The sequence below is a fragment of the Pseudonocardia sp. GCM10023141 genome (assembly GCF_042653605.1).
The window spans coordinates 26,286-40,512 of the sequence record NZ_JBHSIR010000089.1 but is presented as its reverse complement, the minus strand read 5'-3'; the positions used below and the strand labels follow the sequence as shown (position 1 = coordinate 40,512).

Genomic DNA, 14,227 nt, shown 5'->3' with positions numbered 1-14,227 from the left:
CCGTGACACTCGTCGTACTGGTGCACGGTGCGTGGCACACCGGATCGTCATGGGCGCCGGTCGTGCAGGCGCTAGCCGAACGCGGCCGCGACGCGGTGGCGATGGACCTGCCCGGCGACCGACCCGGATCGGGGCTGCTCGACCACGCCGCGGCGGTGGAGGAGTCGATCGCGGCGGCGATCCCGCGGGATTCCCCGGAGCGTGTCGTGCTGGTGGGCCACTCGCTCGGCGGGCTCACCGTGCCCGTGGTCGCCCAGCGGCTCGGGCCGGATCGGGTCGCGGCGATGGTGCTCGTGGCGGCGCTCGTCCCGGAACCGGGTCGGTCCTTCCGCGAACAGAGCCGGGCCGATCCGCACATCATGGCTGCCGGGTTCGGGCCCGGTCAGGTGCGTCACGACGACGGCACCACCTCGTGGCCGGTCGAGGTCGCACCCGCCACGCTCTACCGCGGCGTCGCCGAGGAGAGCTCGGCGGCCGAGGTGGCGGCGGCGATCACCGGCCTGCGGCCGCAGGCGTGGGATCTCCACCGCGATGTCACCCCGCTCGTGCAGTGGCCGGGGATCCCCACCACGGTCGTCGTCTGCGCGGGCGACCAGGTGGTCTCGGCCGACCGGCTCCGCAGCCGCGCGGCCGAGTTGCCGAACACGCAGGTGGTGGAGCTGCCGGGCGGTCACTTCCCGATGCTCACCCGGCCTGCCGAGCTGGCCGCGGTGATCGAGTCCGTGGTGGAGGAGGTCAGCGGCGCCGCGACACGGTGAGGTGGGGAGCCCATGACGTGCACGGGGCGGACGCGCCTCGGGGGGCCACCGCGTCAGCGATGACCCCCCGAGGTGTTGAGCTCCGATCGTCGACCGGGGCTCAGGCCCGGCGGTGCCGGCTCAGCGGTGGGCGACGTTCAGGGTGAAGAAGAAGACGCCGACCAGGATCGCGACCACACCGAGGGCGATGGCGATCTTGGCCATCTTGGCGGCGGCCGGGCGACGGACGGCAGCGCCGCCGACGCCGATGGCACCGGCCCCGACGATCCAGCCGAGGATGGAGATCGGGCTGACGAGGAGCGCGATCACGCCGACCGTCAGCGCGATCTTGCCCAGGCCCGCGCTCTCCTGCTTCGCGGTCTTCTTGCGTGCGTCGGTGAGCAGGCGGTCGGCGACAGTGTTCTCCGTGCTCATGCAGGTTCCTTCGGGTGAGGGATGCCGCAAACGCGGCCGAGTGAATGTCTACAGAGAGCAACGGGCGCGTCACTCACACATCATCAACGAATGGGGTGCGCGAGTGGTGCTCCGCCAGTTCGGTGATCGATTCCGGGCGGTTGGCCGCTCTGGGCCGTCGACGGCTGCGGGCTGTCACCGAAGAGCACCGGATCGGTTGAAGCTGGCCGAATGTAGTTGGACGTCCTACTGTTTTGAGGCATGAGCGCAGTGCAGGAACACCGGGCCCGGCGGATGTGGCGAGCGGTCGAGCCGGTGCATGCCGTCACCTACTTCGCGCCGGAGCCGAAGGCGGCGTGCGAGGAACTGGGCACCAAGGGTTACTGGATGAGCTACTTCGCCCAGCGGGCCGCGCCGCTCGGTGCCGCGCCCCCGGAACTGATCACGGCGCTGTTCTACAACTTCTCGCTGGGGCTGGTCGCCCGAGCGGTGCCCGATGTGTGGGCGCTGGCCGGCCCCGAGCAGTACCTGGAGGTCCGGCTCCGCGCGATGGACGCGGCACTGCACCGGCTCGCGGGCGCGGAGCTGCTGACATCGGCGGGCGTCGCGGAGGCCGCCGAGATCGCGCGGGAGGCCGCGACGGCCGCGCCCACCTCCGGGCGGGCCCTCGGCGCGGCCAATGCGGCGCTCGACTGGCCGGAGGCTCCGCACCTGCAGCTGTGGCACGCGCAGACGATCCTGCGGGAGCTGCGCGGCGACGGGCACGTGGCCGCACTGCTGCTGGCCGGGCTCGACCCGGTCGAGACGCTGGTGGTCTTCGCCGCCGACAACGGCATGGACGGCACCTGGCTGCGGGAGCGCCGGGGCTGGTCGGAACCGGAGTGGGAGGCGGCCGTCTCCCGCCTCACCGAGCGCGGTCTGGTCGAGGACCGGCAGCTCACGGCCGCCGGTGTCGCGCTGCGGGCCGAGGTCGAGGCGCACACCGATGCGCTCGCCGACGCCCCGTGGCTCGCGATCGGCGCCGACCGGGCCGAGCGGCTGGTCGAGCTGGTGGCCCCGCTGGTCCGGGCGATCATCGCGGGCGACGGCGTCAACACCGTCAACCCGATGGGGATGCGTCCGCTCGTCGCCGCCACACCCTGAGATCACCTTTCGGTCCCGCGGGTGGGCATCGGAACGATCACATGCGGACAATGGGCACATGACGCAGGAACCGCCACCGTCCTGGCCGCACTCCGGTCAGGACGGATGGGAGCCGTTGTCGGTGGATCCGATCACCGGCGAGCCGATCACACCGGCCCGTGGTCCGGCGGAGGCCGAGCAGCCGTCGCCCTTCGGTGTACCCATGGAGCCGACATCGCAGAATCCGGCCCCCTACCCGGCCCCTTATCCGGCGGCCCCCTACCCGACCCAGAACCTGCCGGCGCAGGAGCAGGCGGCGCCCTACTTCCCGGCCCCGCCGCCCGGCCAGCAGCCCTACGCCCAGCAGCCCTACGCCCAGCAGCAGTACGGCGCGCCACCGCCGGGATGGGGCTACCCCGCGCCGCCGCCCTACGCCTGGGCCGTCCCGCGCGCCACCAACGGGATGGCGATCGCGGCGATGATCCTCGGCATCGTCTGGGTCTACTGGATCGGCAGCCTGCTGGCACTGGTGCTCGGCTACACGGCGCGGGCGCAGATCAAGCGCACGGGTGAGGGCGGTGACGGCATGGCGCTGGCCGGCATCATCCTGGGCTGGATCGGGATCGGGGTGCTCGCCGCGATCCTGATCTTCAGCGGAGTGCTGTCTGCCACGCGTTATCGCTGATCGGCCTACCTCCGGCCGCGCGCCATGGCGATGAGCCGGTCGAGGATCCGGCCGCCGTCGGCGCGCAGCCCGTTGTGCTCGTACTCGTTGGTGACCCAGCCGCGCAGCCCGCGGACGGCCGCGGCGGTCTCCACCGAGAACGCGTGCTCCACGTACAGGTCCTCGGCGTAGATCGCGGCCGCGCTGGGAACCTCGTTGCCGCCGAGGACGTCGGCGTCGTAGAGCCGTGGCCACTCGTGCTCGGCGAGCAGGTTCGCGGCTTCCCGCAACGGCGCCAGCTCGCTGAACTCGTCGAACATCCAGGGGAACACGTGCTCGCCGGTGAACAGCTCCGGCCGCTCGGCGAACGCGGCGGGCCGCACGCGCTCGGCCGACCACCGGGTGGCGTGCCCGTCGGCGTAGCTCGACTCGTGGATCACCGCGTAGAGCGGGTTGCGCCCGTCGAAGGGGGCCATCGACTGCGCGTCGTGCCGGAACGCCGGTGAGTCGAAGGGCCGCTCCAGCAGGTAGTGCAGGTGCTCGAAGCCGTCGCTCGTGCCGAGGATGTTGCCGATCTGACGCAACCGACGCGACGTCAGCCTGTCGCCGTTCGGGAGCCGGACGTCCTCGGCAGCGAGCCAGGCGTGCAGGTCCTGCACCCGGGGCAGGTCTCCGGGGTAGCGCGCGAAGTAGCGCCGGTTGCGCTCGAGCATGCGGTCGAACGTGGCCGCGTACACCTCGTCGGGGTGGCGTCCGATCGGCGGGAGCCCGCCGGTGAAGAACGCCTCGCGCAGCCCGTCGGGCGCCGTGCTGAGGTAGGCCAGCGTGGTGAAGCCGCCGAACGACTGGCCCAGCACGCTCCAGCGGTCGACGCCGAGGCTGCGACGGATGTGCTCGGCATCGGCCACGATCGCGTCGGCCCGGAAGTGGGTCAGGTACTCGGCCTGCTGCTGCGGCGTCATCCCGGGCAGCGTGCCGACCGGGGTGGACCGGCCGGTGCCGCGCTGGTCGAGCAGTAGTACCCGGTAGTCCTGCAGCGCCCGCTCCAGCCATCCTGGCGCCGACGGGAAGCGCGTCGGTCGCGCGGCTTCGTGGCCGGGCCCGCCCTGCAGGAAGACGAGGAACGGTCGATCCGTCCCACCCGGATCGGCCACCTCCCTGGCGAACACCGAGATCTGCTCGCCCCCGGGCACGGCGTGGTCGAGCGGGACGTCGAACGTGTGCTCGGTCAGGACGAGCCCATGGGTGTGGGTGCGCAACGACATGGCGCCCACTCTGCCTCCCCCACCGCGACGGGTCACCCGGGTGGTCCAGCGCACCTCCGCACACCCGGCCCGGGCACGCCGCCGGGTGCATCCGTGCCAGGATGAACAGCGTGTCTCGACCAGATCCGCGCGCCCGCGCCCAGACGGCTGCCCAGACGTCTGCCTTGTCATCCTCGATGGCAGGCGCGGTCGACCTCGCCGCCCTGAAGGCCCGTTCCGAGGCCGCCGCCCGCCCGCAGGCCACCACCGCCGCCGCGAACGCCAGTGCGTTCGTCATCGACGTCACCGAACAGACGTTCCAGACCGACGTGCTGGAGCGCTCGCTGCAGGTCCCCGTCGTGGTGGACCTGTGGGCCACCTGGTGCGGCCCGTGCAAGCAGCTCTCGCCCGTGCTCGAACGCCTCGCCACGGCGGCCAACGGGGCCTGGATCCTCGCGAAGGTCGACGTCGACGCCAACCCGCGGATCTCGCAGGCCTTCGGTGTGCAGTCCATCCCGATGGTCGTCGCCGTCGTCGGCGGGCAGCCCGTCGACGCGTTCAACGGCGCGCTTCCGGAGCCGCAGGTGCGGCAGTGGATCAGCGCGCTGCTCGACCAGTTGCGCGAGCGGATGCCGGCCATCGCCGAGGCCGAGAAGGGCGCTGGTGGCGCGCCCGAGCCGGAGGAGGAGCCCGACGACCCGCGCTTCACGGCGGCCGAGGATGCGCTCGAGGCCGGCGACTATGAGGCCGCCGAAGCTGCCTACCAGCAGATCCTCGCTGTCGAGCCGGCCAATGAGCAGGCCGCGGCCGCGTTGGCGCAGGTGCGGTTCCTCGCCAGGGCCGAGAACGTCGACCCCACTGCCATCGCCCGCGCGGACGCGGCACCCGACGACGTCGACGCGCAGCTGGCCGCTGCCGACGCCGAGGTGGCCACCGACCAGGTGGAGGCCTCGTTCGCTCGGCTCGTCGCCACGGCGGGCCGGGTGTACGGCACCGACCGCGACCGTGTCCGCGAGCACCTGGTGGGGCTCTTCGAGCTCTTCCCGGTGGACGACCCGCGGGTCATGGCATCGCGCCGCGCACTCGCGCGCGCCCTGTACTGAGCCCATCGCGGCTGCTCAGGCGGGCGGGAAGCAGCTCTCCGGCCCGCCGAGCAGCCCCGAGCGGAACTGCGCCACGCGGTCGTAGCCGCGCTCGTCGGCTTCGGTGTCGCCACGGGCGTCGCGCGCTGCCCAGTCGTCGGCGAGCAGCACCTGCACGGCCTCGTCCAGATCGCCCGGTGAGAGCGCGAAGCCGCCGTTCGGATCGATGAGCCGCCCGGTGTACGCCCCGGCCATGCAGGTGGCGGCGTCGCCGGCAACCGATCCGGTGGTGCGCTTGCCGTCGGCGGCGAGCACGGCCAGGCCGTAGCGGCTCGCCACGAGTACGGCGTCGGCGTAGTCGCCGAGCTTGTCGTGCACCGGCGCCAGCGTCGCCGGGTCCACGGCCACCGAGCCGTCGACGGGGCAGAACGAGGCCGGTCCCTGCGCCGTCAGCTGGCCTTTCGGACAGGCCCCTGTCGGTGACGGGCGCAGCAGTGGTGCGGTCCATCCGGGCGATCGGGCCGCGCCGACGGAGCCGAACCAGGTGCGCGCGTCGGCCTCGACGGCGGCGAGCAGGGTGGGCATCGACAGGTTGCCCTTGCGGGCCTGGTCGGCGGCCGATCCGAAGTGGCGCTGGGTGAAGCGCTGGTTGTCCAGGCTCATCGCCGCGCATCGGTTCGCGTCGCCGGAGAAGCCGTCCTGGAACGCCGAGACGCGGTCGAACGCATTGCCGTGCGCGCTCTGGTCGTTCGCCTCCACACCCAGCGGATCCCGGAACCCGACCAGTGCGGCCAGCGCCGCGTCGCGTTCGGCAGGCCCGAACGGCAGCCCGGCCACCGGATGCTGCATCAGGTTGGCCAGCGCGACGCCCGCGTCGCAGTCGGCCATCGCCTCCAGCAGGATCGTCGGGTACCGCGCGGGGTCCTTGACCTGCGCCTCGTCGACGCCCAGCCGGGTCTGCACCGCGTGGCCCACCTCGTGGGACAGCACCACGATCGGTCCGGCGGGACCGTAGTCGCGCTGCAGGTCGGGCAGCAGGCCGTCGGCGTCCCAGACCACCGCGTCGGCCGCGGGGCAGTAGAACGCCTGGCCGTCGAGGTCGGCAGCGCGCCCGACGCACGGCGGGGGCGGCTCGGTGGCGTCACGGGTGGGCACGGGCACGAACTGCGCGATGTCGCGCCACGGCCTGCCGAACGCGGCCGGGAAGGTCGCGCGCCAGAACCGCTGCAGCTCGGCCGTGATCGCCCCGGTGACGGCGCCCGCCGGACCGGTGGCCACCGCGACGGCGGCCGGAGCCGGCACGGGGGCGGCGAGCTCCCCGGTGATCGCGGAGGCACGTCCGGGCACGGTGGTGGCGCACGCGGTACCGGCCACCAGCACCACGGCGAGCGCCAGCACCGGCACGGCACCCCGGCGCAGTCGCACCGCGTCATCATGCCCCCACCGATGGTGTCGGGGGAGCGGTTCGGAGCGATCCGACGGGTACGGATAGCGTCGGGAGCCGTGTCACCGGTATCGGAAGTGCAGTCGATCGCCCCCGGCGTGTCCCAGCGATGGCGCTGGGCGGTGGCCGGCGTGCTCGTGCTCGCCTCACTCGTGGCTGCCGTGGTGCTGACCGTGCGCCATCCCGATGCGCTGGTGACGTTCCTGCCGTCCACCGACATGCACGAGCTCCACGTCGACTTCGACACCTTCTGGAACTCGGCCGTCGCGCTCGTCCACGGCACCGACATCTACGAGACGCCGGCCAAGCTGCACAACCTCAACCCGCCGCTGCTCTCGGTGCTGCTCGCACCGTTCGCGGCGCTGGACGTGGTCACGGCCTACCGGATCTGGGCGGCGCTGACGCTGCTCATGGTCGTCGCTGCGCTGATCGCCGTGGCCCGCGAGCTGCGGCTGCGTCCCTTGGTCACGGTGCTCGTCCTGCTGGCCGTGCTCGCGTCCTCCCCGCTGCACGGCACGCTGGTGCTCGGCCAGATCTACCCGCTGCTGCTGGTCGGGCTCGTTGCCGGCTGGATCGCGCAGCGCCGCGGCCATCCGGTGCTGGGGGCCGTGCTCTACGGCGTCGTGGTGGCCCTCAAGCCATCACTGGCCCCGCTGCTGCTGCTCCCGGCGGCCCAGCGGCAGTGGACGTCGTTCCGGGCCGGCATCGCCGGCGCCGTGGTCGCCACGGTGGTCGGGGTGCTCGGGGCGGGACCCTCCAGCGCGTGGGGCTGGTTGCGCATCGCCTTCTCCGAGGGTGTGCCCGACTCCGTCGACAACGCCTCGCTACCCGGGCTCGCCGTCCGGTTCGGAGTGCCGTCGGTGGTCGGGATGGTGCTGGGCGTCGCGGTGCTCGTCGGCACGCTCTGGTGGTTCGGCAAGCACCGCGACCGCGTCGGTGCGGCCGGGACGGCACCATGGGCCGTGCTCGCCGCCAGCCTGCTGCTCTCGCCCATCGCGTGGCACAACTACCTGATGCTGCTGTGGCCCGGCGTCATGCTCCTGATCGTGCTCGGCCGTGCTCCGATCACGGCCGTCGCACTCGCGGTGGCGATCATCCCGGTGTCCTGGAACGCGGAGTGGCCGCCCCACGGCGTGGCTGCCGCCGTGGCGCGGTCGCTCTACTGCGCGATCCTCGTCGGTTACTGGGTGGTGCTGGTGCGCGGTTCGGCGCTGCCCTTGCCGGGCTCGTCCGGGTCGTCCACCACGGGCGCCGAACCCTCGGTGGCAGGCTCCTCGGTGGCAGCAGGCTCCGCGGTGGTCGCGGGCTCCGCCGGTGAGGCCGGCGCGTCCGCATCCTGAGGTCCGGGTAGCGCCGGCACGGCAGGTTGCGGCTCCGGCTGGACGTGCGGGCCGGGATTGCCCCACCGGGGCGCCACGGGTCCCGCCCCGTAGGCCGACACCGGGGCTTCGGGTGCGGCGAGCTCGTCGTCGTCCACAACGGCCTGGACGGCAGTCACCGACGCCGTCAGCGCAGCGTCCTCGTCGTCCTCGGCCGCTGCCGGCTCCACCGGGGTGGCGGGCGGCTCGAAGAGATCGACATCGGATTCGTCGATATCGGCAGCGACCGCAGCGGGCTCGGCGACCTCGGTGTCCGGTGCGGCGATGCTCTCGTCGTCGACCGCAGCCGCGCCGTCGACCACAGCGCCATTGACCACGGGAGCATCGTCGGCGGACCCCGCAACAGTAGGATCCGGTGCGGCGGCAGCCGCCAGCTCGCTACGGCGAACGGCACCCTCGAACGGCTCGGGAACCAGCCACAGCACCCCAGAGGGGGGCAGCTGCAGCACCGCGGAGGCGGGGCGTCCGTGCCACACCCTCTGGTCGGCCTCGACAGCGCCGAGGTTGCCGACACCCGAGCCGCCGTAGTACTCGGCGTCGGTGTTGAGCACCTCCCGCCAGCGGCCGGCGAACGGCAACCCGATGCGGTAGTCGGGCTTGGGCGTGCCGGAGAAGTTGGCGACGCACGCGAGCACGGTGGTCTTGCCGTCGGCGTCGACGCCGTGGCGCAGGAAGCTCAGCACGTTGCCGGAAGCGTCGTTGGCGTCGATCCAGGAGAACCCGTCGGGTGAGACGTCGCGCGACCACAGCGCCGAATGCGCGCGATAGGCGCGGTTGAGGTCCCCGACCATGTTCTTGATGCCGGCGTGCAGCGGATCCTCGAGCAGGTGCCAGTCCAGCGACCGCGCCTCCGACCACTCCCGTTCCTGGCCGAACTCACCACCCTGGAACAGCAGTTGCTTGCCCGGGTGCGCCCACATGTACGCCAGCAGCGCGCGCACGCCCGCCGCCTTGTTCCAGGCGTCGCCGGGCGCGCGGGTCCACAGTGAACCCTTGCCGTGCACGACCTCGTCGTGCGACAGCGGCAGCACGAAGTTCTCGGTGTAGGCGTACATCAGCGAGAACGTCATCTGGTTGTGGTGGTAGCCGCGGTAGATCGGGTCGCGCCCGGTGTAGTCGAGCGTGTCGTGCATCCAGCCCATGTTCCACTTGAACCCGAAACCGAGCCCGCCAAGGTGCGTCGGGCGCGAGACCCCCGACCAGGCCGTGGACTCCTCCGCGATCGTGATGGCGCCGGGGTGCTCGCGGTAGACGGTGGCGTTCATCTCCTGCAGGAACGCCACGGCGTCGAGGTTCTCGCGTCCACCGTGGATGTTGGGCAGCCACTGGCCTTCCGGCCGCGAGTAGTCGAGGTAGAGCATCGAGGCCACCGCGTCGACGCGCAGCCCGTCGATGTGGAACGACTCGAGCCAGTAGAGGGCGTTGGCGACGAGGAAGTTGCGCACCTCGGGCCGCCCGAAGTCGAACACGAGCGTGCCCCAGTCGGGCTGCTCGCCGCGGCGCGGGTCGGCGTGCTCGTAGAGCGGGTTGCCGTCGAAGCGGGCCAGCGCCCACTCGTCACGCGGGAAGTGCGCAGGCACCCAGTCGACGATGACGCCGTAACCGTGCTGGTGCAGGTGGTCGACGAACCAGCGGAAGTCGTCGGGCGTGCCGAACCGTGACGTCGGCGCGAAGTACGACGTGACCTGGTAGCCCCACGAGCCGCCGAACGGGTGCTCGGCCACGGGCAGCAGCTCGACGTGGGTGAAACCGGTCTCGTCGAGGTAGTCGACGAGCTGCGCGGCGATCTCCCGGTAGCTCAGTCCCTGGCGCCACGACCCGAGGTGCATCTCGTAGATGCTCATCGGCTCGGCGTGGGCCTGGCGCTGCGCGCGGGCCGTCATCCACTCGCCGTCGGCCCATTCGTGGGTGGGGACGTCGACGACCGATGCCGTGGCAGGGGGGATCTCGGTGCGGAAGGCCATCGGGTCGGCCTTGTCCCGCCAGCGGCCGTCGGCGCCGAGGATGCGGAACTTGTAGCGGGTGCCCGGCTCGATGCCGGGGACGAACAGCTCCCAGATCCCGGAGCTGCCCAGCGACCGCATCGGGTGCGCCCAGCCGCTCCAGCCGTCGAAGTCGCCGGTGACGCGAACGCCACGGGCCGTGGGCGCCCACACCGCGAAGCTGATGCCGGTGACCGGTCCGGCCGGGGTGTCGTAGCGGCGCAGGTTGGCGCCGAGCACGTCCCACAGCCGCTCGTGGCGGCCCTCGCCGATCAGGTGCAGGTCCACCTCGCCGAGCGTCGGCAACCAGCGGTAGGGGTCGTCCACGATGTCGACGCGGTCGGCGTAGCGCACGGCGAGGCGGTAGTCGGCGGGCGGCCCGGGCACGACGCCCGAGAACAGCCCGGCGTCGTGCACCTTGACCAGCGGGTGGCCTTCACCGCCCTCGCGAACGACATGCACCTCGTCGGCGTGCGGGCGCAGCACGCGCACCACCATGCCGTTGTCGTGCGGGTGCGCGCCCAGCACCGAGTGCGGGTCGGGGTGCGCGCCCCCGAGCAGTCTGGCGATCGAACGCTGGTCGGGCGGGAAGGGGTCGACGGCGTCGTCGATCGTCTGGGTCAGGTTGTCCTCGCGATCCACCTGGGCACCCTATTGCCCAACCCGCTGCATCGCCGAACCTGGCTGCAACGATCCGGTCGCTCTTGGTGTGCATAGGCGCCGTGGGGCGGAATTGCCGCATGTTGGCGGGCTGTGGCGGCCGCACCGGAGTGAGTGGCAGCCACAGGGTTCCATGTGGATGGAGCGCGGGGTGCGTGAGCAGCCAGATGGTTCCATGAGGCTGCTGCGCGGGGCGCCGGGACAGCCACATGGTTCCATGAGCCCGCGCAACAGGGCCGGCGAGCTACCACCTGCAACGCCGAGCCGCGATCACCTCCACCAGCACCCGCCGCAGAGCTCGCCCTCGCCGCGGGCGCGAGCAGGCCGGTGCGCTCAGCGCGCCGAGCCCGCCCCCGCCACCAGCCGCTTGATCGACGCCAGCGGGATAGGAGCCCAGCTCGGACGGCTGCGGGTCTCGTAGACCACCTCGTAGACGGCCTTGTCCAGCTCGAACGCCCGCAGCAGCACGATCTGCTCACGCGGATCGGCGCCCGCGCGCAGCGCGTACCCGTCGCAGAACGCCGAGCGGTTGCGCTCCGCCCACTCGTTGGCGCGCCACATCATCTGCGAGTCGTGCTCGGCGTGGGTCCAGTCGCTGGCCGGTTCCCACTGCGAGAGCTGGTGGTAGGCCGCGTAGTCGAACGAGCGCAGCATGCCGGCGACGTCACGCAGCGCCGAGTCGGGACGCACCCGGTCGGCCAGCGCGCTCGCCGGCTCCCCCTCGAAGTCGATGACCAGCCAGCCGTAGGGGGTGCGCAGGGTCTGTCCGAGGTGCAGGTCGCCGTGCACGCGCTGGGCCGGCACCTCCGCACCGAGCTGCGCCACCTCGTCGTAGACGGCGCCGATGGCGGGCAGGTGCTCGGCGAGCGCGGGCACCTGGTCGGCCGCGGACGCGAGGCGCTCGCGCCAGGTGCCGACGAGCTCGGCCGCCGACAGCGTGCCGGTGCCCAGCGCCTCGCGCAGCTCGGCGTGCACGACACCGATCGTCTCACCCAGCCGCGACGCCTCCGCCGCGAAGTCGCCGCCGACCTCATCGGCCCGCAGGTCGCCCTCGGCCAGCAGGTCGCGGACGCTCGCGAGCGCCATGGCCCAGCCGTCTGCGGAGTTGGCGGCGAAGTCCTGCAGCATCCCGAGTGTCACGGGCTGCCCGTCGAGCACCCCTTCCACGGCGCCCTGCAGCGCGGCGACCTCGTTGCTGCCCACCGCGCGCAGCGCCCGATGCAGCTCCAGGTCCGGGTTGACGCCCGGCAGGATCCTGCGGAAGACCTTGAGGATGGACTGCTCGCCCCAGGACACCGACGTGTTGGACTGCTCCACGCCCAGCACCCGGCCCGGTGCGCCCTCGGCGATCTCGGCGCCGGGCTCGGGCACGAACCGGATGTCGTCGACCGTCCGGCCACTGCGGATCGACTCCAGCAGCCATTCGGTGACGCGCGGATCCCACAGCCCGTCGTAGGCGACGAGCCCGTCGACGTGGCCGAACGTGGCGTGCTCCAGCTCGCCGCGCGGGGACTCGGCCCGCGCGACGAGCAGCTGGTAGTGCTGGACGGGCGAGTCGTCGTCGAACGTGACGGCGAGCAGGACCGCATCGAGCAGCGGATCCCCTTCGGTGAGCAACGGAGTGCTCGACGCGATGGCCACCGAACGGACCGGCCGCCCCTTCGCGGCGAACCACCGCTGCTGGGGCAGCCACTCGGGCAGCAGCTGGGGAAGCTCCTCGACCAGGGTCATGCAGTCTCCTCCGCCGGAGTGATCGAGAACCAGTAGAAGCCGTGCCCCGGCAGCGTCAGCAGGTAGGGGAGCTCGCCGATCTTCGGGAACGGGACCCCGCCGGTCAGCTCGTGGGGTGCACGACCCTGCCACGGCGAAAGGTCCAGCTCAACGGGCTGCGGGAACCGTGACATGTTGTTGACGCAGAGCACGACGTCGTCCTCGTGGGTGCGGACGTAGGCCAGCACCGACGGGTTGGTGCCGCCGAGCTCGCTGTACTCGCCGAGCCCGAACGCCTGGTGGCGCTTCCGGATCTCGATCATGTGCCGGTTCCAGTGCAGCAGCGACGTGGTGGAGTTGGACTGCGCCTCGACGTTGACGGCCTGGTACCCGTACAGCGGGTCCATGATCAGCGGGAGGTACAGCCGGCCCGGGTCGGCCGTGGAGAACCCGGCGTTGCGGTCGGGCGTCCACTGCATCGGGCTGCGCACCGCGTCGCGGTCGCCCTGCCAGATGTTGTCGCCCATCCCGATCTCGTCGCCGTAGTACAGGACCGGCGATCCGGGCAGCGACAGCAGCAGCGCGGTGAACAGCTCCAGCTGGTTGCGGTCGTTCTCCAGCAGCGGGGCCAGCCGGCGGCGGATGCCGATGTTGGCCTTCATCCGCGGGTCCTTGGCGTACTCCGCGTACATGTAGTCGCGCTCTTCGTCGGTGACCATCTCGAGCGTGAGCTCGTCGTGGTTGCGCAGGAAGATGCCCCACTGCGCGCCCGAGGGGATGGGCGGGGTCTGGGCCAGGATCTCCGAGATCGGGAACCGGTTCTCCCGGCGGACAGCCATGAAGATGCGCGGCATCAGCGGGAAGTGGAACGCCATCTGGCACTCGTCGCCGCCCACCTCGGCGTCGCCGAAGTACTCGACGACGTCGGCGGGCCACTGATTGGCCTCGGCGAGCATGACGCGGCCCGGGTACTCGTCCTCCATCACCTTGCGGGTGCGCTTGAGGAACGCGTGCGTCTCGGGGAGGTTCTCGCAGTTGGTGCCGTCCCGGGCGAACAGGTACGGCACGGCGTCGAGCCGGAAGCCGTCGATGCCCAGGTCCAGCCAGAAGCGCAGGACGTCGAGCATGGCCTCCTGCACGGCCGGGTTGTCGTAGTTCAGGTCGGGCTGGTGGGAGAAGAACCGGTGCCAGTAGAACTGGCCGCGCACCGGGTCGTAGGTCCAGTTCGACTGCTCGGTGTCGACGAAGATGATGCGCGCCTCCGGGTAGCGCGAGTCGTCGTCCTCCCACATGTAGAAGTCGCCGTAGGGCCCCTCGGGGTTGCGGCGCGACTCCTCGAACCACGGGTGCGTGTCGGAGGTGTGGTTCATCACGAGGTCGGTGATGACCCGGATGCCGCGCTTGTGGGCCTCGTCGAGCAGCGTGACGAAGTCGTCGACCGTGCCGAACTCCGGCAGCACGGTGCGGAAGTCGCGGATGTCGTAGCCGCCGTCGCGCAGCGGCGAGTCGTAGAACGGCGGCAGCCAGAGGCAGTCGACGCCGAGCCACTGGATGTAGTCCAGCTTCTCGGTCAGCCCGCGCAGGTCGCCGGTGCCGTCGCGGTTGGAGTCGGAGAAGGCTCTGACCAGAACCTCGTAGAAGACGGCCCGCTTGAACCAGTCGTGGTCGACGTCGAGGGTCCGCGCATGGATGTAGTCCTCCGCGGAGTTCTCGGCGAGCTGGTCGTCGGCGGCATTGGAGGCGGCCGCAGCCGAGGTGTCGATCGACATGGGGGTATCGCGTTCCTACC

Annotated in this window: 10 protein-coding genes and 1 pseudogene; 5 read left to right on the top strand and 6 right to left on the bottom strand. The window is 71.8% G+C overall.

Annotation, left to right across the window (positions count from 1 at the left end; translation table 11 throughout):
* The first annotated feature begins 2 nt into the window (after nucleotides 1–2).
* Nucleotides 3–758, top strand: coding sequence for an alpha/beta fold hydrolase (locus ACFPFQ_RS48010; RefSeq protein ID WP_379630015.1), 756 nt, complete (start codon nucleotides 3–5; stop codon nucleotides 756–758).
* Nucleotides 759–878: 120 nt separating this feature from the next.
* On the opposite strand, the gene ACFPFQ_RS48005 is transcribed toward ACFPFQ_RS48010, so the two are convergent.
* Complete coding sequence (locus tag ACFPFQ_RS48005) at nucleotides 879–1,172, bottom strand: hypothetical protein (protein WP_379630014.1); 294 nt, start codon at nucleotides 1,170–1,172, stop codon at nucleotides 879–881.
* A 240-nt stretch (nucleotides 1,173–1,412) separates the two neighbouring features.
* Here ACFPFQ_RS48005 and ACFPFQ_RS48000 point away from each other — a divergent pair, with 240 nt between their 5' ends.
* Together ACFPFQ_RS48000 and ACFPFQ_RS47995 are read left to right on the top strand one after the other, a co-directional pair.
* A complete protein-coding gene (locus ACFPFQ_RS48000; RefSeq protein ID WP_379630013.1) occupies nucleotides 1,413–2,294 on the top strand; it encodes an SCO6745 family protein in 882 nt (293 codons plus the stop codon).
* Nucleotides 2,295–2,352: 58 nt separating this feature from the next.
* The gene (locus ACFPFQ_RS47995; RefSeq protein WP_379630012.1) at nucleotides 2,353–2,958 is read left to right on the top strand and encodes a DUF4190 domain-containing protein; all 606 of its coding nucleotides are present in this window, start codon (nucleotides 2,353–2,355) and stop codon (nucleotides 2,956–2,958) included.
* A 5-nt stretch (nucleotides 2,959–2,963) separates the two neighbouring features.
* Here ACFPFQ_RS47995 and ACFPFQ_RS47990 read toward each other — a convergent pair whose 3' ends face one another.
* Entirely contained in the window at nucleotides 2,964–4,202 is a 1,239-nt protein-coding gene (locus tag ACFPFQ_RS47990; protein ID WP_379630011.1) for an alpha/beta fold hydrolase, read from the bottom strand.
* A gap of 176 nt (nucleotides 4,203–4,378) precedes the next feature.
* Between ACFPFQ_RS47990 and ACFPFQ_RS47985 the strand changes: the two genes are divergently transcribed.
* The gene (locus ACFPFQ_RS47985; protein ID WP_379630010.1) at nucleotides 4,379–5,284 is read left to right on the top strand and encodes a tetratricopeptide repeat protein; all 906 of its coding nucleotides are present in this window, start codon (nucleotides 4,379–4,381) and stop codon (nucleotides 5,282–5,284) included.
* Between the two features lie 15 nt (nucleotides 5,285–5,299).
* Here ACFPFQ_RS47985 and ACFPFQ_RS47980 read toward each other — a convergent pair whose 3' ends face one another.
* On the bottom strand, nucleotides 5,300–6,688 hold the full coding sequence (locus ACFPFQ_RS47980) for a neutral zinc metallopeptidase (RefSeq protein WP_379630009.1): 1,389 nt from the start codon (nucleotides 6,686–6,688) through the stop codon (nucleotides 5,300–5,302).
* Between the two features lie 78 nt (nucleotides 6,689–6,766).
* Between ACFPFQ_RS47980 and ACFPFQ_RS47975 the strand changes: the two genes are divergently transcribed.
* The gene (locus tag ACFPFQ_RS47975) at nucleotides 6,767–8,047 is read left to right on the top strand and encodes a glycosyltransferase family 87 protein (protein WP_379630008.1); all 1,281 of its coding nucleotides are present in this window, start codon (nucleotides 6,767–6,769) and stop codon (nucleotides 8,045–8,047) included.
* Between the two features lie 443 nt (nucleotides 8,048–8,490).
* On the opposite strand, the pseudogene glgB reads toward ACFPFQ_RS47975, so the two are convergent.
* From glgB to treS, 3 genes and pseudogenes are all read right to left on the bottom strand, one after another.
* Nucleotides 8,491–10,680 (bottom strand): annotated as a pseudogene (gene glgB / locus ACFPFQ_RS47970) (1,4-alpha-glucan branching protein GlgB); the annotation flags it as partial.
* Nucleotides 10,681–11,061: 381 nt separating this feature from the next.
* Complete coding sequence (locus ACFPFQ_RS47965; protein WP_379630007.1) at nucleotides 11,062–12,459, bottom strand: maltokinase N-terminal cap-like domain-containing protein; 1,398 nt, start codon at nucleotides 12,457–12,459, stop codon at nucleotides 11,062–11,064.
* The gene (treS, locus tag ACFPFQ_RS47960; RefSeq protein ID WP_379630006.1) at nucleotides 12,456–14,207 is read right to left on the bottom strand and encodes a maltose alpha-D-glucosyltransferase; all 1,752 of its coding nucleotides are present in this window, start codon (nucleotides 14,205–14,207) and stop codon (nucleotides 12,456–12,458) included. Before treS ends, ACFPFQ_RS47965 begins: the two co-directional genes overlap by 4 nt.
* Nucleotides 14,208–14,227: the final 20 nt, after the last annotated feature.